The organism is Trichococcus paludicola (genome assembly GCF_003052295.1).
GTDB lineage: Bacteria > Bacillota > Bacilli > Lactobacillales > Aerococcaceae > Trichococcus > Trichococcus paludicola.
In genome coordinates this window covers 85,160-107,727 of sequence record NZ_QBLC01000003.1, presented here as the reverse complement: position 1 = coordinate 107,727, position 22,568 = coordinate 85,160, and the positions used below count along the sequence as shown (strand labels likewise).

Annotated in this window: 19 protein-coding genes; 3 read left to right on the top strand and 16 right to left on the bottom strand. The window is 47.7% G+C overall.

Annotation, left to right across the window (positions count from 1 at the left end):
* Positions 1–439: 439 nt before the first annotated feature.
* The 11 genes from C7R56_RS05315 to C7R56_RS05265 all read right to left on the bottom strand — a co-directional run bounded on the left by C7R56_RS05315 (position 440) and on the right by C7R56_RS05265 (position 10,218).
* Positions 440–1,096 (bottom strand): GntR family transcriptional regulator, encoded by a 657-nt coding sequence (locus C7R56_RS05315; RefSeq protein WP_107995542.1) that lies wholly within the window; start codon positions 1,094–1,096, stop codon positions 440–442.
* Positions 1,097–1,141: 45 nt separating this feature from the next.
* Positions 1,142–2,272, bottom strand: a complete 1,131-nt coding sequence (gene purK / locus C7R56_RS05310) for a 5-(carboxyamino)imidazole ribonucleotide synthase (protein WP_107995541.1) — start codon at positions 2,270–2,272, stop codon at positions 1,142–1,144.
* 215 nt (positions 2,273–2,487) lie between these two features.
* Positions 2,488–3,108, bottom strand: a complete 621-nt coding sequence (locus C7R56_RS05305; RefSeq protein WP_199902985.1) for a glycoside hydrolase family 73 protein — start codon at positions 3,106–3,108, stop codon at positions 2,488–2,490.
* A gap of 37 nt (positions 3,109–3,145) precedes the next feature.
* Entirely contained in the window at positions 3,146–3,997 is an 852-nt protein-coding gene (locus tag C7R56_RS05300) for a M15 family metallopeptidase (RefSeq protein ID WP_107995540.1), read from the bottom strand.
* A gap of 145 nt (positions 3,998–4,142) precedes the next feature.
* Positions 4,143–4,679, bottom strand: coding sequence for a hypothetical protein (locus C7R56_RS05295; protein WP_107995539.1), 537 nt, complete (start codon positions 4,677–4,679; stop codon positions 4,143–4,145).
* Positions 4,680–4,833: 154 nt separating this feature from the next.
* Positions 4,834–5,487, bottom strand: coding sequence for a CBS domain-containing protein (locus C7R56_RS05290; RefSeq protein WP_107995538.1), 654 nt, complete (start codon positions 5,485–5,487; stop codon positions 4,834–4,836).
* A gap of 3 nt (positions 5,488–5,490) precedes the next feature.
* Positions 5,491–6,159, bottom strand: coding sequence for an ABC transporter ATP-binding protein (locus C7R56_RS05285; protein ID WP_107995771.1), 669 nt, complete (start codon positions 6,157–6,159; stop codon positions 5,491–5,493).
* A 37-nt stretch (positions 6,160–6,196) separates the two neighbouring features.
* The gene (locus tag C7R56_RS05280; RefSeq protein WP_106449282.1) at positions 6,197–6,970 is read right to left on the bottom strand and encodes an ABC transporter ATP-binding protein; all 774 of its coding nucleotides are present in this window, start codon (positions 6,968–6,970) and stop codon (positions 6,197–6,199) included.
* Positions 6,970–7,956 (bottom strand): branched-chain amino acid ABC transporter permease, encoded by a 987-nt coding sequence (locus C7R56_RS05275; protein WP_107995770.1) that lies wholly within the window; start codon positions 7,954–7,956, stop codon positions 6,970–6,972. The genes C7R56_RS05280 and C7R56_RS05275 overlap by 1 nt, the downstream gene beginning before the upstream one ends.
* Before the next feature lie 9 nt (positions 7,957–7,965).
* Complete coding sequence (locus tag C7R56_RS05270; RefSeq protein ID WP_107995537.1) at positions 7,966–8,844, bottom strand: branched-chain amino acid ABC transporter permease; 879 nt, start codon at positions 8,842–8,844, stop codon at positions 7,966–7,968.
* A gap of 225 nt (positions 8,845–9,069) precedes the next feature.
* Positions 9,070–10,218, bottom strand: a complete 1,149-nt coding sequence (locus C7R56_RS05265) for an ABC transporter substrate-binding protein (protein WP_107995536.1) — start codon at positions 10,216–10,218, stop codon at positions 9,070–9,072.
* Positions 10,219–10,622: 404 nt separating this feature from the next.
* Between C7R56_RS05265 and C7R56_RS05260 the strand changes: the two genes are divergently transcribed.
* Positions 10,623–11,129 (top strand): FUSC family protein, encoded by a 507-nt coding sequence (locus tag C7R56_RS05260; RefSeq protein WP_107995535.1) that lies wholly within the window; start codon positions 10,623–10,625, stop codon positions 11,127–11,129.
* Between the two features lie 61 nt (positions 11,130–11,190).
* Here the strand turns inward: C7R56_RS05260 and C7R56_RS05255 are convergent, their stop codons facing one another.
* The 3 genes from C7R56_RS05255 to C7R56_RS05245 form a co-directional block, all read right to left on the bottom strand.
* Positions 11,191–15,006 carry an FtsX-like permease family protein gene (locus tag C7R56_RS05255; protein WP_107995534.1) on the bottom strand — a complete coding sequence of 1,272 codons (3,816 nt, stop codon included), beginning with the start codon at positions 15,004–15,006 and terminating at the stop codon, positions 11,191–11,193.
* A 15-nt stretch (positions 15,007–15,021) separates the two neighbouring features.
* The gene (locus C7R56_RS05250) at positions 15,022–15,723 is read right to left on the bottom strand and encodes an ABC transporter ATP-binding protein (RefSeq protein WP_107995533.1); all 702 of its coding nucleotides are present in this window, start codon (positions 15,721–15,723) and stop codon (positions 15,022–15,024) included.
* Positions 15,724–15,946: 223 nt separating this feature from the next.
* Positions 15,947–16,474, bottom strand: a complete 528-nt coding sequence (locus tag C7R56_RS05245) for a nitroreductase family protein (protein WP_107995532.1) — start codon at positions 16,472–16,474, stop codon at positions 15,947–15,949.
* A gap of 355 nt (positions 16,475–16,829) precedes the next feature.
* On the opposite strand from C7R56_RS05245, the gene C7R56_RS05240 reads away from it, so the two are divergent.
* Positions 16,830–18,095, top strand: a complete 1,266-nt coding sequence (locus C7R56_RS05240) for a BaiN/RdsA family NAD(P)/FAD-dependent oxidoreductase (protein ID WP_107995531.1) — start codon at positions 16,830–16,832, stop codon at positions 18,093–18,095.
* A gap of 190 nt (positions 18,096–18,285) precedes the next feature.
* On the opposite strand, the gene C7R56_RS05235 is transcribed toward C7R56_RS05240, so the two are convergent.
* Both C7R56_RS05235 and C7R56_RS05230 read right to left on the bottom strand, forming a co-directional pair.
* Positions 18,286–19,470 (bottom strand): class I SAM-dependent rRNA methyltransferase, encoded by a 1,185-nt coding sequence (locus C7R56_RS05235; RefSeq protein ID WP_107995530.1) that lies wholly within the window; start codon positions 19,468–19,470, stop codon positions 18,286–18,288.
* Positions 19,467–20,120, bottom strand: a complete 654-nt coding sequence (locus C7R56_RS05230) for a VanZ family protein (protein ID WP_107995529.1) — start codon at positions 20,118–20,120, stop codon at positions 19,467–19,469. Before C7R56_RS05230 ends, C7R56_RS05235 begins: the two co-directional genes overlap by 4 nt.
* A gap of 262 nt (positions 20,121–20,382) precedes the next feature.
* Between C7R56_RS05230 and C7R56_RS05225 the strand changes: the two genes are divergently transcribed.
* Positions 20,383–22,560, top strand: coding sequence for an LTA synthase family protein (locus C7R56_RS05225; protein ID WP_107995528.1), 2,178 nt, complete (start codon positions 20,383–20,385; stop codon positions 22,558–22,560).
* Positions 22,561–22,568: the final 8 nt, after the last annotated feature.

The following is a 22,568-nucleotide window of genomic DNA, read 5'->3' as shown; positions in this document are numbered from 1 at the left end:
TTTTAACCCTTGTTCCCCTTGGTGCATTTCAGTTTCGTCTCAACCTATTATGCCACTCTTTTCGGCTGTTTATAGCAAAAGAACTTCCTTTTCAAAATGTCAGGGGTTACACAGAAGGCGGTAGTCAGTATTCCGATAGAAGACACCTATTTTATATTAGCCTTTAGTGTGGATTTCATGAAAATAAAAGTCCTGCCACTGAATCATTTGCTTGATTCAGTGGCAGGACTTTCTTTATACAATAATGATGGCTAGCTTCACGGGTTAGCCCTTCGGAAAACGGATGAAGGATCCTCTTGTCTCTACGAGCCAAGACATACTGTTCGACTAACCTGCTGACGCAGGAAGTCTCTCCGCATATTGCGCTCTACGATGCTCAGTCGGCACGATTTCCTAAAATTCTTTCAGGGCTGAACGAACCCGTTCCGCTTTTATTCTACTATTGGGCCAGGATATCGTTTGTGTCTTTCAACGTTTCGAAGAAGAAAACAAGGTATTCGCCCATCTTATCGTAATCTTTAGCACGTATACAGATGCTCACTTCTTGATACAAGGCGAGCAATTTGGCTTCGTTTTGATAACGCGCTTCATCCATCAGGTCACTGTTGTCGGAATAAGTACCATGGATGTCCCGGGCTGTCGTCAAAATCACTTTCTTCAGGAATTGATTGTCGCTTTGTTCGATGAATGTCTCAAAGAGTCGGTATTCATTCTTGAAGTAACCTGTCGCATCACGGTAATTCAAATACTCCGCTTGTTTTTCCAGAATCTCATCAAATTTGTTGTGATCCAAGGCGATGTCGTTTTCCTTCAAATATTGTAGGTAATTCATAATGAGACCTGCGATCAGTTCCAGGCGTTCCAATAGACCCTCGTTTGAGATCTTCTTCTCGGCCACGATATAGCCTTTGTAGGGGATGGATTTCACCATCCCTTCTTCCTCCAGCAAAAGCAGCGCAGTGCGAATCGGTGTCCGGCTCATGAACAACGCTTCCGAAATAAGTTGTTCGGTTATTTTGGTTCCCGGAGGCCAGCAATTGCTGTCGATTTTGTCCTTTATGTAGTCGTATGCTTTATTGAATAGCCTATCCTCCATCAATTGATTCCTTCCTTCATATAAGAGAGCGGACACCTGTTTCCGTTACTCTGTAGATTTCAACAAGCCGTTTTCTTCCAATTCGTTGATGAGGATATCTGGGCTGTCACCCAATAATGTGACGTGTCCCATTTTCCGTTTCGCGCGGTGTTCTTTTTTTCCGTAAAAGTGGAAATGCCAATCTGGTTTGGTCAGCAGCAGAATCAGCGCTTCATCAAGTTTTTCTTCCATGATGTTGAAAGTCACGCTTGTATCGTACAACTGGATTTCCGGAATGGGCAACCCACAGATGCAGCGGACCAGGACCTCATATTGAGAGATGCTGCATCCGTCCAGCGAATAATTGCACGAATGGTGCGGTCGGACGACCAAACGGTTCACATACAGCGTTCCTGAAGAAGTCATGAATGTCTCGATTGTCAAAATTCCGGTCAAATTCATGGCCTTCGCAGCCAGCTTGCCGATATGCTCTAGCTCTTTCTGGAAGGTACCGCCTACTCTTGCTGGCGTTATTGTCTTCACCAGTTTTTGTTCCCGGTAGACTGTTTCGGTGACTGGGAATGAAGTGAACACATTGTTCGCATCCTGTGCGACTGTAATAGCCAACTCCATCTCAAATGGGATCCAAGCCTCCAAAATGCACGTTCCTTTTTTCAGTAAGGCTGACGCCCTTCCGAAATCTTCTTCACTGTACAAAAGATGTTGCATCGGTGTAGCCATTTCAATACGGATCGGCTTCAGCACACACGGGAAGCCGATACTTTTGACTGCCTCTTCCATGTCTTCGATGGTGGTTATCGTCGCATAAGGCGTTACGTTTATGTTCAATGATTCCAGAAACGCCTTTTCGATTAATCGGTCTTGGGTGATGGAAAGGCTGTCCGGATCCTGCGGTATGCTGATATAAGGATTGATTTGCGTCAGCAACATTGTATCCACGGCTTCGGATTCAAAGGTCAGGACGTCCGATTTTGCTGCGAGATCCGTCAGCGCATCAAAGTCCGTATATCTCTTGGTTATCTGCCAATCAGCTATTTGCCCAGCCGGACAGGCAGGGTCGGCGTCCAAGATGCCTATTTGGTAGCCCATTTTTTTGGCTTCCAAAGCAATCATACGGGCGACGTGTCCTCCGCCAATAATACCGATTGTTTTCCCGGGTAAAATTTGATTCGGCATGTGATCACACTACTCCCTTGGATTTTTCATTAGAATTTGTTGAAAAAGTCTTTACCAAATCATTTTATCACTATATTCAACGAATGTCGCCATGCAAAAATTCTCCGTTGGTCGAATTTTCGTAAGAAACCAGAGGGGATGGGGCAAAAAAAGCGCGGACATCAGGCGCCTCTTGAAAAGGGCACAATCTGTCCGCGCGTTTCTGTTTGTATGCTTCAACTATCATATTCATAAAGTGCATGCTGTTCGATGACCGCAATCAATTTGGTCGCGTAATCCGGATCGGTCGCATAGCCACAATCCTGGAGAGCTTGAGCTGCTTCCTGATAAGTGGCTGCCTGCAGAACGGGAGCGTATTGATTCGGATCCCACGTTGTACCGTTGACGAACAGCAACGCATGGTCTTGGACCGATTCTGTCCAGCTGCCGTAGACCCTGAATTTTGCTTGAATGGTGACCCACTGGCCATTGTAGTATTCATTGGTCGTCAAAAGAACCGTATTTCCCTGATCCTCACCCTTCATGCCGTAAAGATTGTTGTAGACGGCAGACAGTTCGCTCTCTCCCCAATCTGATTCGAGTATCGCTTGAGCGATGCTGATGCTAGCGTGAACACCGTACGCTGCTTGCATCTGTTGTGCGGCAGGAGCGATGGTGGCGATGAAGTCGGTTCCCTGATTATTGTCGTACTCCGGGATATCCGGTACGATCGGAGCAAAATCGCCGATAAACGACAGACTTGCCATAAAACTGATCGACAAGAAAAATAAAATCTTGACGGCCTTAGCAGATGCTGATTGCGGTTGTTTTCGAGCCCGCTTACTCTTTCGTGCCATATTTTCCTCCATCTATTTGGTTGTGCTGCTTTACCTGCTATTGTTTACTGATCCCTAGTTCTTCATTTTGCTTCAGAATGGCTATGTATTCTTCCAACGTCAGATTCTGTTCAGTCATGTACACAGCATTCTCTACGCCCACATACCGGAAATGCCACGGTTCAAAATTGATGCCGGTGATGTCTTCTTTCGCTTTTGGGAAACGTAAGACGAAACCGTATTTGGGTGCATTTTCTTTCAGCCACAGCCCTTCTGGATAGTTTTCCAAATCCGGGAATAAGCCTGAATTGCCTTCTTGATTGGCTAACGCAGTCGATGTGATATCCACGGCGAGTCCGGTTGTGTGTTCGCTGGCATTAGGCAAGGCGATATATTCTTCCGTCTTTACGCGCGCCTCTTCTTCCGACAAACCTGAGGCTATATAATTTTGATAGTTGACGTCATAGTTTGCTTGCTGTTGCTCGATGGAGCGGTAACCTGAAATCGTCGTGAAATCCATTCCGGCAGCTTTCCCCGCTTCCAATAGTGCCAAGTATGGGTCCTTAATTCTGCTGTCGATCGGATAGCCGCTTTCTGTCACGTATAACTCCATGGCGATTTCTCCAGCAAGCGGATTGTCCCTGTTCACCAAAACCAGATTCCAATCAGCTGATGAAGCGTCAGGGGTCACAACCACTTTGGGCTCATCTTCGTCAACTGCATCTTTGGAAGCGGCTTGCGATTCTCCGGAGTGATTGCTTGTTGAAGAATTCTGCTGACTGATTGCTGGCTCATCATCACCCGTTGTGCATCCTGTGAAAAAGAGCATCGCCAGCAAGAGTCCCGCAAGGAAACGCAGTCTTTGTGCGTACCGCTCAGGTGTATGGGAGTATTTTTTTTTCGTTTCCATCTTCTACCCTCTTCTGGTCTGAAATTTTTTGTTATGCCTATTTTAGCACAAATGCCTGTCAATCCACACTGAAAAAGTAAGCCTAAGCTCGAATCCAAGCGAAAAGCCAAGATACTATCATCTCGGCTTTTCGGTTTATATTAAATTATTCAGTAATTTTTGTGATGGTATCGGGCGTATTCTCATTGAACCATTCCAGCAGATTGGTTTTTTTCGAATCGATCTGATGGCGGATGATGCTAGGCAAGCGCAGGTCGATGATATCTTTGTAACTCCAGAAATCATAATTGCTCTCCAGTCGGAGGGTCGTGATTGCTGGTTTGTGGATCTCTGAATCATGGACCGTCTCATCGGTGGTGTACCATTTGAAATCAGCCAAATCCGTCGCTATCCATTTTTTGGCGACTTGATATTTCAGGAATTGATATTCTCTTACAGGGTTTTCTGCCACTTCGGGAAGAATTTCGGCATTGCGGCAAACTTTCTGGACAAGCATCCACTCATAATCGGTGAACAATTTTGAAATGATCTGCATGTTCTCGGGTTTTAAACCATGCTCTCCTTTTTTCCAGCGATCCCAGCTCTGCGGCGAGATCCCTAGTTGATTGGCATAAAAAGCTTTTTCACTGACATATTGCTCTTTGATCGTAAACAAGACAATTGTTATAAGTGCATTATTCATTTATGTGACCTCCAATCTATCATGTTCTTATTATACACTTATTACGTGATAAAAGAAATCATTTGCCCCAAAAAAACCGCCCACTCCTTTTTGTTAGAGTGAGCGGCTATTCTTTTGCATGATGTCGGTTACTCAATGCTAGCGTTCACGCACTCTAAACTCTCTCAGGTTTATAAATAATCGATCCGATTTCGTAGCCATGCTCTTCGAGTCTGGCACGGATGCCGTCGATGTCTTTGCTTTCCAACTGAATGACGACTTGGACATAGCCCATTTTGCGGTACGTCGCGATCTGTTGGATGTTGATGTTCTCATCGGAGAAGATATCCGTCAGGTCCTCGAGCACGCCTTTTTTGTCTTCATGGATATTGACGACCACGCGGACGCCCGGTGTGTAGTAACCTAGTACATCGATGAAGGCAGAGAAGATATCTTTTTCGGTGATGATACCGATCAGGCGGTTGCCTGTCTCGACGACTGGCAATACGCTGATGCCATTCTCACGCATCATTACGGCAGCTTCTTCCAAAAGAGCTTCCTTATTGATCGTTACGACACGTTTTTCCATGATGTCGGCCACTGTCGTTTTGTTCAACAGATAGTTGACTTCATGCATATCCAAACTGGTCATGCTGGAAGGTGTATTGCGTTCAATGATGCCCTCCGTAATCAAACCCACGATAGCCTCGCCTTGAACAACCGGCAGACGGTGGATCTTATGCTCTTTCATCAAATCCAAAGCTTCGATAATTTTTGTTGAAGGTTGAATCGTTACTAAATCCGTTGACATATAGCTTTGTACATCCATTGTTTAGCCTCCTAAGTAAGCTTTCTGAACTTCGTCACTTGCTAATAATTCTTCCCCGGTTCCGGTCAATACGATATTTCCCGTCTCCAATACATAACCGCGATTCGCGATTTTCAGCGCAACGTTGGCGTTTTGTTCGATCAAGAGGATCGTCGTGCCTTGTTTCTGGATATCCTGAATGATATGGAAAATTTCTTTGATGAAAATGGGCGCCAGCCCCATCGAAGGCTCATCCAAAAGCAACAGCTTCGGCTTCGTCATCAAAGCGCGGCCCATCGCCAACATCTGTTGTTCTCCACCGGACAAGGTGGCTGCATCCTGATTTTTTCTTTCGCGCAGAATCGGGAATCGTTCGAATACCGCTTCGAGATCACCAGCAAGGTTCTGCTTGTCTTTGCGGGTAAAGCTTCCCAGGTCAAGGTTTTCTTGAACGGTCAAACCTTTGAAGACATGGCGGCCTTCCGGTACTTGGGCAATCCCTTGTTCAACGATTTTTCTGGTCGCGATATTATGGATGGGTTTCCCCAAATATTCGATTTCTCCTGAAGACGGCTTCACCAAGCCAGAAATCGTACGCAAAATGGTGGACTTCCCTGCTCCGTTGGCTCCGATCAAAGTTACGATTTCGCCTTCATTCACTTCAAAGCTGATATCTTTGATGGCTTGGATCATGCCATAGTGTACGGATAGATTTTTTACTTTCAGCACGTTAGTCGCCTCCTAGATAAGCCTTGATTACGGCTGGATTTTTTTGGATTTCTTCGGGCGTTCCTTTGGCAAGCAGACGGCCATATTCCAACACATAGATTCTTTCGCACACGTTCATGACCAAGGACATATCATGCTCGATCAAAACGACGGTGATTTTGAAATCTTTCTGTATTTTGCGGATCAATGCGGTCAATTCGGCAGTCTCCTGCGGATTCATGCCGGCTGCTGGCTCATCCAGGAAGAGAATTTTCGGATTCGTCGCCAAGGCGCGGACGATTTCCAAACGACGTTGCTCCCCGTAAGGAAGATTTTTCGCTAAAACATCGTATTTCTTTTCCAATTCGAAAATGGCCAACAATTCCAAAGCTTTTTCACGCATTTCAGCTTCCTTGCGATAATAAGTCGGCGTGCGCAGCAAGCTGTGGAAAGTATTCTCACCCATGGTGCTGTGCATCGCGATCAGCACATTGTCGATGACCGTCAGCTCCTTGAAGAGACGGATGTTCTGGAAGGTACGCGCCAAGCCGAGGTCCGTAATTTTGTATGGTGCTTTTCCGTTCAACAACACTTTTTTGTTGTCGATTTCTAATTCGATTGTACCTTCTGTGGGAACGTAAACGCCAGTCAGCAAGTTGAAGAATGTCGTTTTGCCAGCACCATTGGGACCGATCAGACCGACCAATTCATTTTCTTCGATCGCAAAATCGACATTGGATACAGCGGCCAAACCGCCGAAGTTTTTGGTCAATTCTTTTACTTCTAATAGGCTCATTATTGGACCTCCTTCTTAGCAGAATCTTTTTTCGCAAAGCGCTTCAGCAAAGCGGACATCGTGAATTCACGGTTGCCCAACAATCCGCCTGGACGGAATACCATGATGGCGATGATGGCCAAAGCATAGAAAATCATCCGCAGCTCACCGAACGATTGCAGATACGTGTTCAGGACACCCAACACAACGGCTGCAAGGACTGTGCCGGTTACACTGCCGATACCGCCGAACACGACGATGATCAGCACGTCGATCGATTTTTGGAAAGTGAAATCGCCCGGAGTGATTACGCTGAAATAAGTACCATATAAGGAACCTGCGATACTGGCAGTCGCTGCACCGATCATGAAGGCGATGACTTTGTAAGTCGTTGCGTTGACACCCATCGACTCCGCAGCAATCTCATCTTCGCGGATGGCGATGGTCGCACGACCAGGGCTGCTGTTGATGTAGTTGACTGTGATGATGGTCGTCAAGATCAAGATCACGAACAAGACCATGATGAAACCAGCATTCGATTCGAAAGGAAAAGAAATGCCGCTGATTCCGCGCGCGCCATTGGTCAGCTCACCCATATTCAGAATCAGAATGCGGATGATTTCCGCTACACCCAAGGTCGCAATCGCCAAGTAGTCGCCTTTCAGACGGAGCGTCGGTATTCCGACGATCAAGGCCACAATGATGGAAATGATCATGCCCACAATCAATCCGACAAAGAAGCCGGCCAAGCCCTCCATCAAATCTCCGATGATGGCGCCGCTATAGGCTCCGATTGCCATAAAACCGGCATGCCCCAGTGAAAACTGTCCGGAAAATCCGATAACCAGATTCAGTCCGATCGCCAGGATGATGTTGATCAAGATAGTGACTAAAGTGATTTGGTAGAAGGGAGAAATCATGTTTGTGCTGACGCCCATGAACAGTACGACAGCCATCACAGCGATAAGAATGAGCCAACCTAGATTTGTTTTATTGAATTGTTTCATTTTTATCACCTACACTTTCTCTTTTGTATTTTTCCCGAAAATTCCGGAAGGTTTAACGATCAGGATGATGATGAGGATTAGGTACACGACTGCATCTTTGAACATTGATCCGCCATAAGCGCTGACCAAAGTCTCGATGATGCCGATGACATAACCGCCGACCATTGCTCCCGGGATGATGCCGATGCCGCCGAATACTGCCGCAACGAAGGCTTTCAGCCCAGGTGTCACACCCATCAACGGGGAGATCGAATTATAATAGATTCCGACCAATACCCCTGCTGCTCCGGCTAAGGAAGAGCCCAGGACGAACGTAAAGGAAATGACGTTATCCACGTTGATCCCCATCAATTGTGCTGCTTCAGGATCGGTACTGACTGCCCGCATGGCTTTCCCCATCTTTGTGTATTTCACGATGACCTGCAAAATAATCATCAGAATGAGCGTCGTCAGGAAAATCAGGATTTGCTGCGAGTTGATGGTCACACCACCGAATGTCCAATTCCGGACTATCAACGCTGTCGGGAAGGCCTTCACTTCAGGCCCCATAATATAGATCATGACATTTTGCAATAAATACGAAACCCCGATGGCTGTAATCAGTGTCGCTACCCTTGTTGCGCCCCGCAACGGTTTGTAGGCGACCTTCTCGATGACCACCCCTAAAATGGCACAAAAAATCATTGAAATCAGAATAGATGGGAAAAGGCCAAGACCAACGTTTTGGATCAAAGCATATCCAAGGTACGCGCCCACCATATATATATCCCCGTGGGCAAAGTTAATCAATTTGATGACACCGTATACCATGGTGTACCCTAGCGCAATCAAAGCGTAGATACTTCCCAAAGATATACCGTTTATCAGTTGTTGAACTAAATTTTCCATTTTACACCTCTCTTTTCTTCTGCTGCACAGAAATCTTTCTTTCATTATACTGTATTGTTCGCCTATAGTTTACTATTATTCACATACGATGAGGGATTCCTTAATGATGAGGTTAAACATAAAGAAAGGTGCTAAGCAAATTCTGCCAGCACCTCATTGTGTTACTTTAGAATCAAACGGTCTATTCAGGTTTCAATGCCGCAATTTTTGTGCGCCAGCGTCTTTTTATTTAGCTGGTTCCACAACAGAGTTGCCGACTTCTACACCATCTTGTAATTCAATAACGAAAGCGGATTTGATAGGGTTGTGGTTCTCGTCAAATGAGAATGTACCCGTTACACCTTCGAAATCTTTAGTTGCCGCTAAAGCATCTGTGATTGCTTGAGGATCTGTGCTGTCAGCAGTCGTGATTGCATCGAATACTAATTGCGCAGCATCGTAAGCCAAAGCTGCGAATGAATCTGCAGGTTTGCCGTACTCTGCTTCAAAAGCAGCCAAGAATTCTTGTACTTTAGGGTCTTCACTGTTCGGAGTGAAGTGGCTAGCGTAGAATACATTATCGACATTGTCGGCACCCGCCAATTCAACCAATGTTGAGTTAGCGAAGCCATCCGGTCCAAGGATCGGTTGCATGATACCCATTTCGCGGGCTTGCTTGATGATCAATCCGCCTTCTTCATAGTATCCAGGCAAGAAGATGACATCATAATCCATTTTCGCAATGTTCGTTAAGATTGCTTTGAAGTCTGTATCGCCGGCTGTGAAGTTTTCTTCAGCAACGATGTCTCCAGTGAAGGTTTCTTTGAACGCATCCGACAAGCCGATTGCATAGTCAGTAGAGTTATCCACTAAGATGACAGCTTTTGTAGCTTGTAAGTCTGTTTGAGCGAACTCTGCCAAGGCTTTACCTTGGAAGGAATCTTGGAAGCATACGCGGAATACGTATTCCAACACGGAATCGCCATCCATTGTTACGCTATCCCCTGTAGCAGCAGGAAGGATTGCTGGTACTGTCGCTCTTGTGACTGCTGGAGATTGCGCATTTGCTGCACCTGTTGTAGCAGGTCCCAGGATTGCGACAACATTATCTTCAGTAGCTAAACGAGTCGCAACCGATGTTGATTCTGAAGGCTCGGATTTATTATCGTAAGATATGTATTCAATCTCTTTGCCCAATAAGCCATCTGCAGCGTTCTGTTCTGCAACTGCCATTTTGATTCCTTCGTCCATCAGCGTGCCGTATGCACTCGCACCGCCTGATAATTCGAAGTTACCACCCAATTTGATTGTATCGCTCTCTTCTGTCGTCGCGCCATTGCCGCATGCTGCAAGTACGAATACAGATGCCAAGCCCATCAATAATTTCTTTTTCATCTAAATAATCCTCCCCATCTCACTATATGTTAATAATTAGTTGCAAATCCAAAGAAAAGGCCCTCATTCTTCTCCTTAAAATTTAATGTCATTAGTATAGAATATTCTGACAATTTAAGCAACCCAATTTTGGCCTTTTTTGGCAAAAAGCGAATGTTCTTTTTTTACCCCACTGTAAAAAGGCGCTGTTGCAACAAATCCAACAAAACAGCTTGTCCGAAAAAGGACATTGTTTGTCCAAAAACAGCTGCTCTTTCTTTCTCCTTTTTCAAAAAGTCACACGGAATAAAACCGCAAATGCAGGTGTATTATTTGCACAATAATACGAAAATGACTTGAAATAAATTCTGAAATGCTTATGATTGAGATATTATTTGTTTTCGAGAGGAAGTGCAGTACTTACTATGTTTCATTTGGATAAGGAGAAGTTCCGCGTAGGCATGCGTACGATCAAGTCCGGGGTTGCTGTCGGGTTTTGTGTCCTGCTGTTCAAATTATTGGACCGAGGTTCTCCGATGTTGGCCGGCTTGGCGGCAGTCTTTGCTTTGCGTGAAGATTGCTCACAGTCACTCCACCATGGAATCCGTCGAATCGGAGGCAATACTGTCGCCGGTATCCTGGGAGTGACCTTGATTGCTGTCAAAGATTTTCTGGGACTGGATTTTTCTGTGGATTTCTTCGGCACGATCATCGCTGTCATCACCCTGATCATGGTCTGCAACATCTTGGACATGTCCACAGCTATCGTCGGCGCGACAGCTACCTTCCTTGTCGTTTTCTACAATATTGACGATACCGAAAAAATCACCTACGCCATCCAAAGGGTACTGGACACAGTCATTGGCACGTCCATCGCCATAGGGGTCAACTACCTGCTGCCTGGCGCGCCTCAAACACCATCCGAAAACTGATCAACTACAGAATAAAAACGCGCAAGCCGCCATTTTTTGGCCGCCTGCGCGTTTTTTCATTCTATTCGACTGATTTGAGTGCTTCGATCATGTCCACTTGTTTGAGTTTGCGGTGCATGATCAGCATGACGACGCTTGAGAACAATAACGACAACAATCCTGAATATAGGTAGCTGATCGGCATGATGGTCGGCGGGAACATCATAAAGTCGATTTCCACCATTTTAAGAACGACTGTACTCAAGATCTTCCCGAGAACAAAACCGAACAAAATGCCCAGCAAGGTTAAGATTAAGGACTCCCTGTAGATGTACATGCTCACTTCCACATCATAGAACCCCAAAACTTTGATGGTCGACAATTCCCTGATCCGCTCCGATACGTTGATATTCGTCAGACTGTAAAGGACAACAAAAGCCAAGGCGGCTGCTGACACGATCAATACCAAGGTGACGATATCGAGACTCCCTAAGGTTTCAGCGAAGCTGCGGTCGACGGAATTGATGAACGTCACCAGTGCGACGGCTTTTTCTCCCATCGCTTCGGATCCGAAGCTCCGCTCCCAACTTTCCGGTTCGTCAAACAGCAACAGATCCGTTGTCGGTTCCGCGGCTTGGATGAAAACTTCTTCGTAAAGGGTTGGCGTCAAGTAAATATAATGGTTGACATAGTTTTCGGTGACAGCCTGGATCGGAACCAGGTAGGTCTGCATTTCATCATTCCGGATTTCGATGCTATCCCCCGGCCCGACGCCTGCCAAGTTCGCCAATTTTTCCGAGATGACGGCTCCCTCATCCGTCAAAGCGATCGGTTCTTGCGTCGCGCGGTCACGCAGGCTGACAAAATCCGACAGATTTTCGGTGTCCAGCGGAGAAAAAACCGTGACATTCTGCAGGTTCACACCTTTTTTATCCAATTTATAGCTCTCTTGGACCACTTTGAGATGATCCGTTATTTCAGGAGTCGCAGCAATCAGCTCATCATACGAAGTGGTTTCTTCCTCGCTTGCTTCCGGACGCATTGCCGTGATCGCGTTGTAGCGCATCACGTCGTTGAATTGTGTGTCCGCCAATCCGGAGATGGAATTCTTGATGCCGTATCCGGTCAAGATCAAGGCGGTACATCCCGCGACACCCAGAATCGTCATCATATTGCGCGCTTTGTAGCGCAGCAAGTTCCGTACTGTGATCTTCGAATTGAAACTCAGGCGATCCCAAACGAATGTCAGTCGCTCCAAAAGCACACGTTTGCCGTTCTTCGGCGCTTTCGGACGCATCATCGCAGCAGGATTTTCCCGGAGTGACGTATGGGCGGCCCATGCTGCCGGCCCGATAGTGCAAAGCATTGCGATAGCTATGGAAAACAGTGCGTAGGACAGGTAGTAAGTGATTTTTACGGAAGGCAGGCTATACATGGACCCGTAGGCATCAAAAATGACTGCAGGGAAAATATTATATCCGGCCACCAAACCGAGGGATGTCCCCACGATGCAGGCGATCGCTGCATAGATCAAATATTTTTTTGCGATATCGAAATCACTGTAACCGAGTCCTTTCAACGTACCCATCTGCTGGCGCTGTTCATCCACCATCCGAGCCATCGTCGTAAAGCTCACTAGGGCCGCAATCAGGAAGAAGAACACCGGAAAAATTTCTGCGATGGCCGAGATGCGGTCAGCATTATCGCGGAATTCCTGATAACCAGGATTGCCGGATCGATCCGTCACATAGTAGACCGGTTCAATCAGATCGGTCAAAGCTCGCTTCGCTTCCTCGACCTGCCATTCTCCGTCAGCTATCTCCAGTTCGGCATCGGCTCGTTCAGCTGTGAAGGTGCCCCAGCCCTCTTGATACTCTGCTTCGCCCTGCTGGATTTTCTGCCAAGCTTCCGCTAGGGCCTGGTCACCACTCGCGCGTTGGCTTTCCAACTCAGACCAGCCGTTGTTGATCTGTGCCTGTCCGTCCTCCAGTTGGGCCAATGCCGATGCCAATTCCAATCTACCGTTCTCCAAAGCCGCTCCTTGCTCGGCGAATTGGGCGTCTGCAGCCTCGATTTGAGCTTCGGCATCTGCCATGAATGCCGCAATCTTTTCTTCCAGCAGTTGTTGCTGCTCCAGCAATTCTTCCCCTTTGGCAGCCAACTCGGCACCGGCTTCCTCCAAGAGGCGCTGTTCATCCAATAGAGCAGCCTCTTCACTGGCCCGTTCCGTTTGGAAAGCCGCGCCAGCTGCGGTTAAGTCTTCTTGCCGGCTCGCTAAGGAGGCGCCCTCTTGCTCAAGTTCGCTTTGACGGCTTGCCAAATCCGCTTCATTTTGCGCCAGAGCGGCCTCTTCCGCATCCAAAGTAACCTGTTGATCGGCCACAACAGCTAAGCGATCTGCCACACTCGGGTCCGTTTCCGGATCCAAAGCTGCCAAGGTGTCCCTTTCTGCATCGATGGCGGCTTGGCGTGCCGAAAATTCCGCTTGTTTGACTGCTTTTTCCGTTTGGAAGGCTGTCATGTCAGCAGTGAAAACAGTCAGTCCGTTCTGATAATCAGCGCCATCCGTCTCCAGACTCGTTTGTTCAGCCAAAAGCAGTTCGCCATTTGTCGCTAAGGCGGTTGCCCGTTCCTGCAACTCCACAGCTTTGGCTTCCAGTGAGGCTTGGGTCGCTTCAATTTCGGCTTGCCCATCGAGTAATCCTTGCGCCAACTCAGCTATTTCGCGGCCTTCCGGTGTGTCGGGCAGGCTCGCCAACAACACGTCCAAGGAGGCATCCGAACCGGTTTGCCCTTGCAGGGAGTCTTTCTGCGCTTCCCAAGCTGCTTTCGACTCGTCGTAGAGCGCCTTGTTTTCGAGATAGGTCGAAAAGCCCGCGCGGTATCCGGCCATGCCAGCATCGATTTCGGATTGACTGGCGGTTAAGGTATTCTCGGCTGCTGCTATTTCGTCCAGAAACAACTGGCGATTTTCTTCGTAAGCCGCTGTTCCCTCATCCAATTGTTTACGGGCATCCCGAAGTTCTTGCTCGGCTTCCGCAAGCTTGTTTTTCCCTTCCTGCAGTTCATCTTCAGCGTCTTTGATCTTCCGCTGCCCCTCTGCACGGATTTCGTTGATGCGTTCCAACGGTCTCCCGTTCAAGGCGAGTTCCACGTCATTAGCCAAGTTGTCCACCTGATCGTCATAGCTGTCCGTATAGCCGGTTTCCGCCACATCAGGAGCGATTGTGAGGTAAGCCTCCGTGTAGATGCTGCCGAGGATGTCCGAATCAGGCACGAGCAAGAAAGCATCCAAGCTGCCTTTCCCGACGTTCGTAGAGCCGCGCATCATCGTTTCGATGTACATCGGCGAGTCTACGAAACCGACGACCGTGTATTCCTGCTCTTTCAAGGAAATGCGGTTTTCCTTTTCCTCCTCAGTGAGCCCTTCTTCAGATTCATGGCGGAAGATGACGGTATCCCCAATTTGATAAGTGTTCATCAAATTCTGTTTCGCATCCAAGGCGATTTCCCCGCTTGTCTCCGGCAGTCTGCCGTCGACTAGCGCATATTCATTGACCGGATCCGCACCGATTTGCAACGGGAAGACTTTTACGAGGAAGTCACTGCCTTCCATTTCGATATCCACCGTTCGCATCGGGTGGACAGCCAGATCGGCTGTTTTAGCCAGAATGGCGATGTCCGCTTCTTCTAATCCGTAAGTGGACAGCACCTTCAGATCATACAGGTTATTTTCTTCATAATATTGGTTGGCGGTATCCAGCATATCCGGACCCGCCGCTTTGATGCCGGCAAAGAAGGCCACCCCCAAGGTGATGATGGCCAAGAGCGCGAGGAAGCGCGCCTTACTTTTGCCTATCTCTATCCAAATGTCTTTCCGGAGCGCCTTCTTCTTCATCGTCGCCTCCCCCTCCTACCATTCGATTTCTGATACTGGTTTGGGATTCGGATTTTCATGGACTGCCCTTACTTTGGCATTGTTGATTTCGATGATCCGGTTCGCCATGGCTGCGATGGCTTGGTTATGCGTGATGACAATGACTGTCGTTCCGGTTTCGAGGCACGTGTCCTGCAGCAACTTGAGCACTTGCTTGCCCGTTTCGTAATCCAAGGCCCCTGTCGGCTCGTCGCAAAGCAATAGCTTGGGCTGCTTCGCCAAAGCGCGGGCGATGGCGACGCGCTGTTGCTCGCCTCCTGAGAGTTGCGCCGGGAAGTTGTCCATGCGCTCGCCCAAGCCTACTTCCCGCATGACTTCGGCAGCGTCGCGGGCATGGGGCGATATCTGCGAGGCAAGCTCCACGTTCTCCTTCGCGGTCAGGTTAGGCACCAGGTTATAGAATTGAAAGACAAAACCGACATCCCGCCTTCTGTAGGTCGTCAAGGCTTTTGAAGTGAACTGGGAGATGTCCACCCCATCGATGGTGATGTGCCCTTCATCGGCATCATCCATCCCTCCAAGGATATTCAGAACAGTGGATTTCCCGGCTCCACTGGGCCCCAATATCACGACAAACTCTCCTTCGTTGATGTCGAAGCTGATTTTGTCGTTGGCTGTAATCCGTGTCTCGCCCATCTGATAAAATTTACTGACATTCTTTAAGGAAATGTATGCCATCATGTATCCCTTCATTTCTTGATTGATTTGTATTTTGAAGCTTTCCGGAAAAATTATCCGCAATATACTTACCTATTGTAATAGTACAATCTTATCCAAACTGGCGCAGAAATGCAATCGGGGCCCTCATCTTTGGTTAAGCCCACCTCAGACGGGTACGCAAAAAACGACCCGGGAAACCTGAACGTTTCTCCTGAGGTCGTTTTTCATTGCCTGAACCGTCCTATTCGACGATATTGCTGGCGATTTTTTCCAATGTGCGCGGCCGGTCATGCAGATAGCCATGCGGGTAGCCGGCCACCATTCCGGCGACAGGCGTGAAACCGTCGGGAATCCCCATTTTTTCGCGGATCCCTTCAGCATCCAATGTGCCGTTCGCCATGAGTCCCATCAGGAAGCAGCTTCCCAACAGTTCTGCGGTTGCCTGCAGGTGCATATTTTCTACGATTGCGGCTGCGCTTGCGATGCTGCCTGGTTTAGCCGGTTCCTTAACGGAAATAACGAAAAAGGCAGGTGCTCCGTACAAGGGATCTTTGTCCTTATTGCCCGTCACTTCCTTCGCCGCAGATGTAATCGCTGCCAAAATTTCCGAATTTTTTATGACCGTGATATGGTAATCCTCAAAGCGGCCGCGGCTGACTGGTGCATTTTGCCCAGCATGCAGTATCAGTTCCACTTGACCTTGCGACAGCTCTAACGTTTGGTAGCTGCGTGTTGTTTGTCTCGTATGCATTACTTTCATGAAATCCATTTCTATTCCCTCACTTCTTCAAAAATAACTGTACTATACGGCTATTATACCCTTTCAGGCAAAAAAAATGAACGGAAATCAAGGCTTACAGAAAAAAATCATTCTGCATGATTGCTGATTAGCATTTCAGCAATCAAAGCCCCGTTTCCGTCCAAGAGGGAGGGGTTCTTCTGCGGGTACAGAAAAGGAAAAAGAAACGATTATCTTTGGGTATGAACACAGTATAGCCGCGATCTTTGAATATTTAATGAAGGAAAGCCTATTTTTTCGTGATCATTCTGAAAAGAAAGCCATTTTCAGATGGACATATCTGTGATAAAGTAAGTGCAGCAAAAGAACGGAGAAATTATATAATATGAAAACACGCATCATTATTGTCGGTGGAGGTTCGAGCGGTCTGATGGCGGCTTGCACAGCTGCCGAAGCAGGGGCTGAAGTGACGCTCCTCGAACAAAATCCAAGTCTCGGGAAAAAATTGCTTTTGACAGGCGGCGGACGCTGCAACGTCACCAACAATCGTCCCGAAGAGGAAATCATCCGGCATATTCCCGGAAACGGAAAATTCCTGCACAGCAGCTTTACTCAATTCAGTCAATATGACATCATGACCTTCTTTATCGAACGCGGCGTCGCCCTGAAGGAAGAGGATCACGGCCGGATGTTCCCTGTCACGGACAAGGCCAGGACGATCCTCGAAGCATTCATCGAGGAACTGAAGCGGCTGCAGGTCCAGATCCGGACCAACATAAAAGTGGAACGCATCCTGATCGAAAACGGACAGGTGACCGGTGTCCTTTTGGAGGATGGCGAAATCCTCCCGGCGGATCGGATCATTCTGGCAACCGGCGGGAAGGCTCTACCGCGAACAGGATCCAAAGGCGATGGCTACAAGTTCGCCAAAGCAGCTGGACACACCATCACTGAATTGTACCCGACCGAAGCACCAATCACATCCGATGCAGACTTCATCCGTTCAAGCGAACTGAAGGGGCTGTCCCTGCGCAACGTTGCCCTCAGCATTAAAAATAAAAAAGGCAAAACAGTCGTGTCCCACCAAATGGACATGATCTTCACCCATTTCGGCGTGTCCGGTCCCGCCGCTTTGCGTTGTTCGATGTTTGTCCATCAGACAATGAAGCGCGACAAAACCGAGACTGTCACGATGTCCTTGGATGTCCTGCCGGAACTTTCATTGGGTGCCGTCGAGCAACAGTTGCAGAAGCTCATCAAGGCCCAACCGGAAAAGAGCGTTAAAAACGGTTGGAAAGACCTGATGCCAGAGCGTTATCTGCTGTTCGGTTGCAGCCAAGCCGCTATCGATCCGCAGAAGTCCCTGAAGGAATTGACGCCGAAGGAAATCAAAGCTTTCGCCGACTTCTCCAAAAATTTCTCCTTCGAAGTGAACGGCACGCATCCATTGGATAAGGCCTTTGTCACTGGCGGAGGCGTCTCCACGAAGGAAATCAATCCGAAGACAATGGAAAGCAAACTGACGCGGGGGCTTTATTTCTGCGGCGAACTGATCGACTATAACGGCTACACAGGCGGCTACAACATCACCGGCGCCTTTGTTACAGGGCACACTGCCGGGCAGCATGCGGCTGCAGATTGGGAAGAATAAAAACATCCATTCGCAAAGAGAACGGAGCCACCTCATTTAGAGGCAGCTCCGTTCTCTTTTCTCTATATTGTAGGAATAATATAAATTTCTCTGTACTCAAAAGTGCGTCACCATAGGTGCTTCCCAAAATTGCAAAATGTTCCATGCCATCCAAAGCGTTGGCTAGCTTCACGGGTTCGCTCAGCTTTTCCTATCTCGTCAGTTTCTTGATGATGAAGACCTTCAGGTAATCGCTGGTCTTGCTGCCTGCAGGAACAGCGAAGTCGCTCGGCAGATGGAAGGTTTCCAGTATACGATAGTCACAATGGCTGTTCTTGAAGGCTTGGTCGATGTCCTGTTTGAAATTCTTTTCCTTGTAGTTGGCGGCGTTGGAAGAAACGATCAGTGTACCATCCGGTGCGGTGATCTGGATCAGCTCCTCCAACAACTGGGTGTAATCCTTCGTGACCGAGAAAGTCCGCTTTTTGGTGCGGGCAAAGCTCGGCGGATCGATGATGGTCACGTCATACTGCAATTCTTTGCGGATGGCGTAGCGGATGAAATCGAAGACATCCATGACATAGATTTTTTGCGCCTCGCCATCCAGGTTGTTGACGGCGAATTGTTCTTTGGTCCGTTCCAACGAACGGTTCGCAACATCGACACTTGTTGTTTCGATTGCTCCGCCCATGGCTGCAGCGACAGAGAAAGCGCCCGTGTAGCTGAAAGTGTTCAACACCCGTTTGCCTGCCGCATAACGCTCCGTCAGAGCACCGCGTACGTCGCGCTGATCCAGGAAAATACCCGTCATCAGCCCATCATCCAGATACGTCGCATAGTTGATGCCGTTCTCCTTCACGATCAGAGGCGTCGGGGCTGCTTCACCCGTGACGAAGCGGCTGATCAGGCTGTCTTTCCGTTGGTAACGGAATTTTTCATAGATGCCCTTCGTTTCCGGGAAGACCGTTTGAAAGGCAGCGATAATGGCGGCTTGGTAGCGGAAAATGCCTCCGCTGTACCAGGATACTACCGCAAAGCCGTCATAATGGTCGATGGTGACACCAGGAATGCCGTCACCCTCCGCATTGAAAATCCGATAGGTAGTCGTTTCCGGGTCCGATTGCAGATCCGTGCGCTTGCGTTTCGCATTTTCAAACTGTTTTTTGAATAACGCTTCATTGAAACTATCCGCGTTATCCAACGAAAACACCCATCCGACGCCTTTGTTCTGTTTGGCCAAATAGGCTTTTGCTACGAATGCTTGGCGAGAATCGACCAGTTCGACGATTTCGCCTTCAGAAAAGCTGAGTTCATTCGGAAAATCCTCGAACTGCAGCAAGGGATTCCCTGCCTTAATTTTTTTTTCGCTTATTTGCGTAATGATTATTTTTTTCATTGTTTTCTTCCTTTATAGTCAATTGTCCGTTCTGCCCTACTGTGTTTTTTTGAAGATACCCAGATGCCGTAGCCGATTGCTGCACCCAACGTATTGAAGAAGACATCATCGATATGCGTCACGCCCGTCTGAAAGATGAGTTGGAGAAACTCGATTGTGGCGGAAAAAAGAAAGCCGACCGCCGTCACTTTGAGGAAACTGCATTTTTTCCTGAACAGATACGGACCCACGAAGCCCAACGGCATAAACCAGACGACGTTCCCCCACGAATTATACCAAGCCGAAAAACCGGAGTCCCCGTAAAAGAGTTTAACCGTATCCACCAACGGCAGCCAATGGATCGCCGACCAATCGATTTTGTGATACTCGACAGTCCAGAAGGTCTCTTCGTTGCGAAAAACCGTCAGTTGAAGCAGCAGCACGATGTAGATAAACAGAGCATGCAACAACCCTTCCTTATATAAGGGGATTTTCTTGCCGGTCTTGCGGTGCCTGTGCAGCAGATAGGCTACCCGCAGGACCAGAAAAATCAAATAATACAGTATAGTCTTGTCCACGCTGTTGAAAACTAATTGTATGAGCGGAAAATGATTGACGGATGATTCCAGCGAAGCAGCCACCCACTCATACAGCCCTTTTAAAAATATCATAATCTATGCTCACCTTTGTCAGTTTTGTTCCTTTAATCAGATACATGGAAAGACCCATTTTCTCGAAAAATCCTGAAAAAAGCAACTGTTCTTGTTAAAAACTTAGGAAAAACTTTACGGTGCTTCGATTGACTATCAAAAGCATTCAGAATATAATGACACTAGCTCATTTTACATAAAATTCACAAACAACACACATTACCCTTAAAAATTCACATGAAATTTACATGTGTTCCACAAGATATCATAGGAGGTCTCTTTTTTGAAACAAAAATTAACTGAACAGTTGCAGACGCGATTCGGGTTTTTCCTGTTCGCCGTTGTCCTTTTCTGGCTGAAGACCTATTTCGCTTACCACACAGCGTTCTCTTTAGGCGTAGACGGCTGGTTCCAGCAGCTGATTCTTTTTATCAACCCGATTTCAACGACTTTATTGATCCTGGGGATTTCCCTTTTTGTAAAGAATCCTAAAAAAGGTTACCGGAGTCTTATCGCCCTTTATTTTTTCAATTCCTTTCTGCTGTTCGCCAATGTCGTCTATTATCGTGAATTCACGGATTTCTTGACGCTTAAGACCATTTTCGGTTCAGCCAACGCAACCAAAAACTTGGGTTCGGGCGTCATCGCCATGATGCAGCCGATCGACCTGTTCTATTGGATAGACGCATTCGTCCTCGTCTATGTCTATAAGAAATTCGTCAGCAAAAACCGCGACGAACGCAACTTCAAGAAAAGATGGGCATTTGCGACAGTTGCAGCCTCGATTGCGATTTTCGCCGCTAACCTGGGCCTGGCTGAAATAAGCCGCCCGCAATTGTTGACCAGAACATTTGACCGCAACTATATCGTCAAATACTTGGGAATCAATGTCTACACCCTCTATGACGGAATCAAGACAGCCCAAGCCAACCAAGTGCGCGCAAGCGCGGACAGCTCGGATATGGCTAGCGTCCTTGATTATCTGGGTGAACATTACGCCGAACCAAATCAAAAATACTTCGGACAAGCGGAAGGCAAAAACGTCGTCTACATCCATCTGGAAAGTATGCAACAGTTCCTGATCGATTTGTCGCTTACCGATGAAACAGGCACAACTGCGGAAGTGACGCCGTTCCTGAACAGCTTGTATCACAGCAGCGATTCCTACAGTTACAGCAACATCTTCCACCAGACTGGACAAGGAAAAACGAGTGATGCCGAACTGATGTTGGACAATTCACTGTTCGGATTGCCTCAAGGATCAGCCTTCACACAGATTGGTGCGGACAATACATTCCAATCGGCACCGGCCATCTTGAGCGAAACCTTTGGCTACACATCAGCCGTTTTCCACGGCAATGTCGGCTCTTTCTGGGATCGCGATAATGTCTACAAATCTTTTGACTATGATTATTTCTTTGATGCCGACAGCAGTTACACGCTGACGGATGAAAATTCAGTCGAGTACGGTTTGAAGGATAAATTGTTCTTCCAGGAATCGGCTCAATACTTGGAACAATTGCCGCAGCCTTTCTACGCGAAGTTCATAACTGTATCAAACCACTTCCCGTTCCCTGAAGACGAGATGAACAACACCTTCGCCTTGGATACCGGCGACGAAACGGTTGACGGTTATTTCAATACCGTCCACTATGCCGATGAGGCCTTGGCTGAATTCTTCCAATATATGAAGGATGCAGGGCTTTATGATAATACGATTTTCGTATTGTATGGCGACCACTTCGGAATTTCCAGCTCACGCAATGAAACGGTCGCGCCTCTCATCGGAGGGAATGCAGACTTGTGGGGTGCCTATGACGACGCCATGATGCAAAAAGTGCCGTTCATCATTCACAACCCTGGTTCCGGTACCGGACAGATCAGCGATGTCTATGGCGGTCAGATTGATATCTTGCCTACTGTGATGCATCTACTTGGTGTCGATACTTCAGCCTATGTCCAACTGGGACAGGATCTGTTGTCAGCGCAAAATGAAGGAATCGTTGTTTTCCGTAACGGCAGCATCGTAACAAGTGAATACACTATTTTAGGAAATACTGTTTATCATACCCAAACAGGTACGCTTGCTTATCAGACTGAAGAAGTAATCCAAAAGGTTGCTGAAATCCGGGCCCAAGCTGAACTGCAGCTAGCCATCTCCGATCAGATCATCAATGGCGACTTGCTTCGCTTCTACACTCCGGATGGATTCATGCCGGTCGACAAGAGCTTGCACAGCTATGTGGATTCTCCAGCCGAACTGGAAGAGGACATCGCGGAATTGGGCGATCTGAACACTTCCTTGTACTACACGAACAACGGTGTCTCAAGCGTTCCGCTTTATCAGACGGATGCCCCAGAGTTCCCGGCCAACCAAGCCGCTACTGAAGGACCCGTAACGGAAGAACAACCCGCTTCTGAAGAAACCCCAGCAGAAGAACAGACAGAAACAGTTGAATAATCAAAAGA

Excerpts from the sequence above, each read along its gene's own strand:
- C7R56_RS05260 (WP_107995535.1), top strand. The coding sequence starts at position 10,623 with ATGTTTCATTTGGATAAGGAGAAGTTCCGCGTAGGCATGCGTACGATC.
- C7R56_RS05265 (WP_107995536.1), bottom strand. The coding sequence starts at position 10,218 with ATGAAAAAGAAATTATTGATGGGCTTGGCATCTGTATTCGTACTTGCA.
- C7R56_RS05285 (WP_107995771.1), bottom strand. The coding sequence starts at position 6,159 with ATGATCCAAGCCATCAAAGATATCAGCTTTGAAGTGAATGAAGGCGAA.
- C7R56_RS05300 (WP_107995540.1), bottom strand. The coding sequence starts at position 3,997 with ATGGAAACGAAAAAAAAATACTCCCATACACCTGAGCGGTACGCACAA.
- C7R56_RS05250 (WP_107995533.1), bottom strand. The coding sequence starts at position 15,723 with ATGGCATACATTTCCTTAAAGAATGTCAGTAAATTTTATCAGATGGGC.
- C7R56_RS05280 (WP_106449282.1), bottom strand. The coding sequence starts at position 6,970 with ATGAGCCTATTAGAAGTAAAAGAATTGACCAAAAACTTCGGCGGTTTG.
- C7R56_RS05270 (WP_107995537.1), bottom strand. The coding sequence starts at position 8,844 with ATGGAAAATTTAGTTCAACAACTGATAAACGGTATATCTTTGGGAAGT.
- purK (WP_107995541.1), bottom strand. The coding sequence starts at position 2,272 with ATGCCGAATCAAATTTTACCCGGGAAAACAATCGGTATTATTGGCGGA.
- C7R56_RS05235 (WP_107995530.1), bottom strand. The coding sequence starts at position 19,470 with ATGAAAAAAATAATCATTACGCAAATAAGCGAAAAAAAAATTAAGGCA.
- C7R56_RS05255 (WP_107995534.1), bottom strand. The coding sequence starts at position 15,006 with ATGAAGAAGAAGGCGCTCCGGAAAGACATTTGGATAGAGATAGGCAAA.
- C7R56_RS05295 (WP_107995539.1), bottom strand. The coding sequence starts at position 4,679 with ATGAATAATGCACTTATAACAATTGTCTTGTTTACGATCAAAGAGCAA.
- C7R56_RS05240 (WP_107995531.1), top strand. The coding sequence starts at position 16,830 with ATGAAAACACGCATCATTATTGTCGGTGGAGGTTCGAGCGGTCTGATG.
- C7R56_RS05275 (WP_107995770.1), bottom strand. The coding sequence starts at position 7,956 with ATGAAACAATTCAATAAAACAAATCTAGGTTGGCTCATTCTTATCGCT.
- C7R56_RS05305 (WP_199902985.1), bottom strand. The coding sequence starts at position 3,108 with ATGGCACGAAAGAGTAAGCGGGCTCGAAAACAACCGCAATCAGCATCT.
- C7R56_RS05245 (WP_107995532.1), bottom strand. The coding sequence starts at position 16,474 with ATGGATTTCATGAAAGTAATGCATACGAGACAAACAACACGCAGCTAC.
- C7R56_RS05315 (WP_107995542.1), bottom strand. The coding sequence starts at position 1,096 with ATGGAGGATAGGCTATTCAATAAAGCATACGACTACATAAAGGACAAA.
- C7R56_RS05230 (WP_107995529.1), bottom strand. The coding sequence starts at position 20,120 with ATGATATTTTTAAAAGGGCTGTATGAGTGGGTGGCTGCTTCGCTGGAA.
- C7R56_RS05290 (WP_107995538.1), bottom strand. The coding sequence starts at position 5,487 with ATGGATGTACAAAGCTATATGTCAACGGATTTAGTAACGATTCAACCT.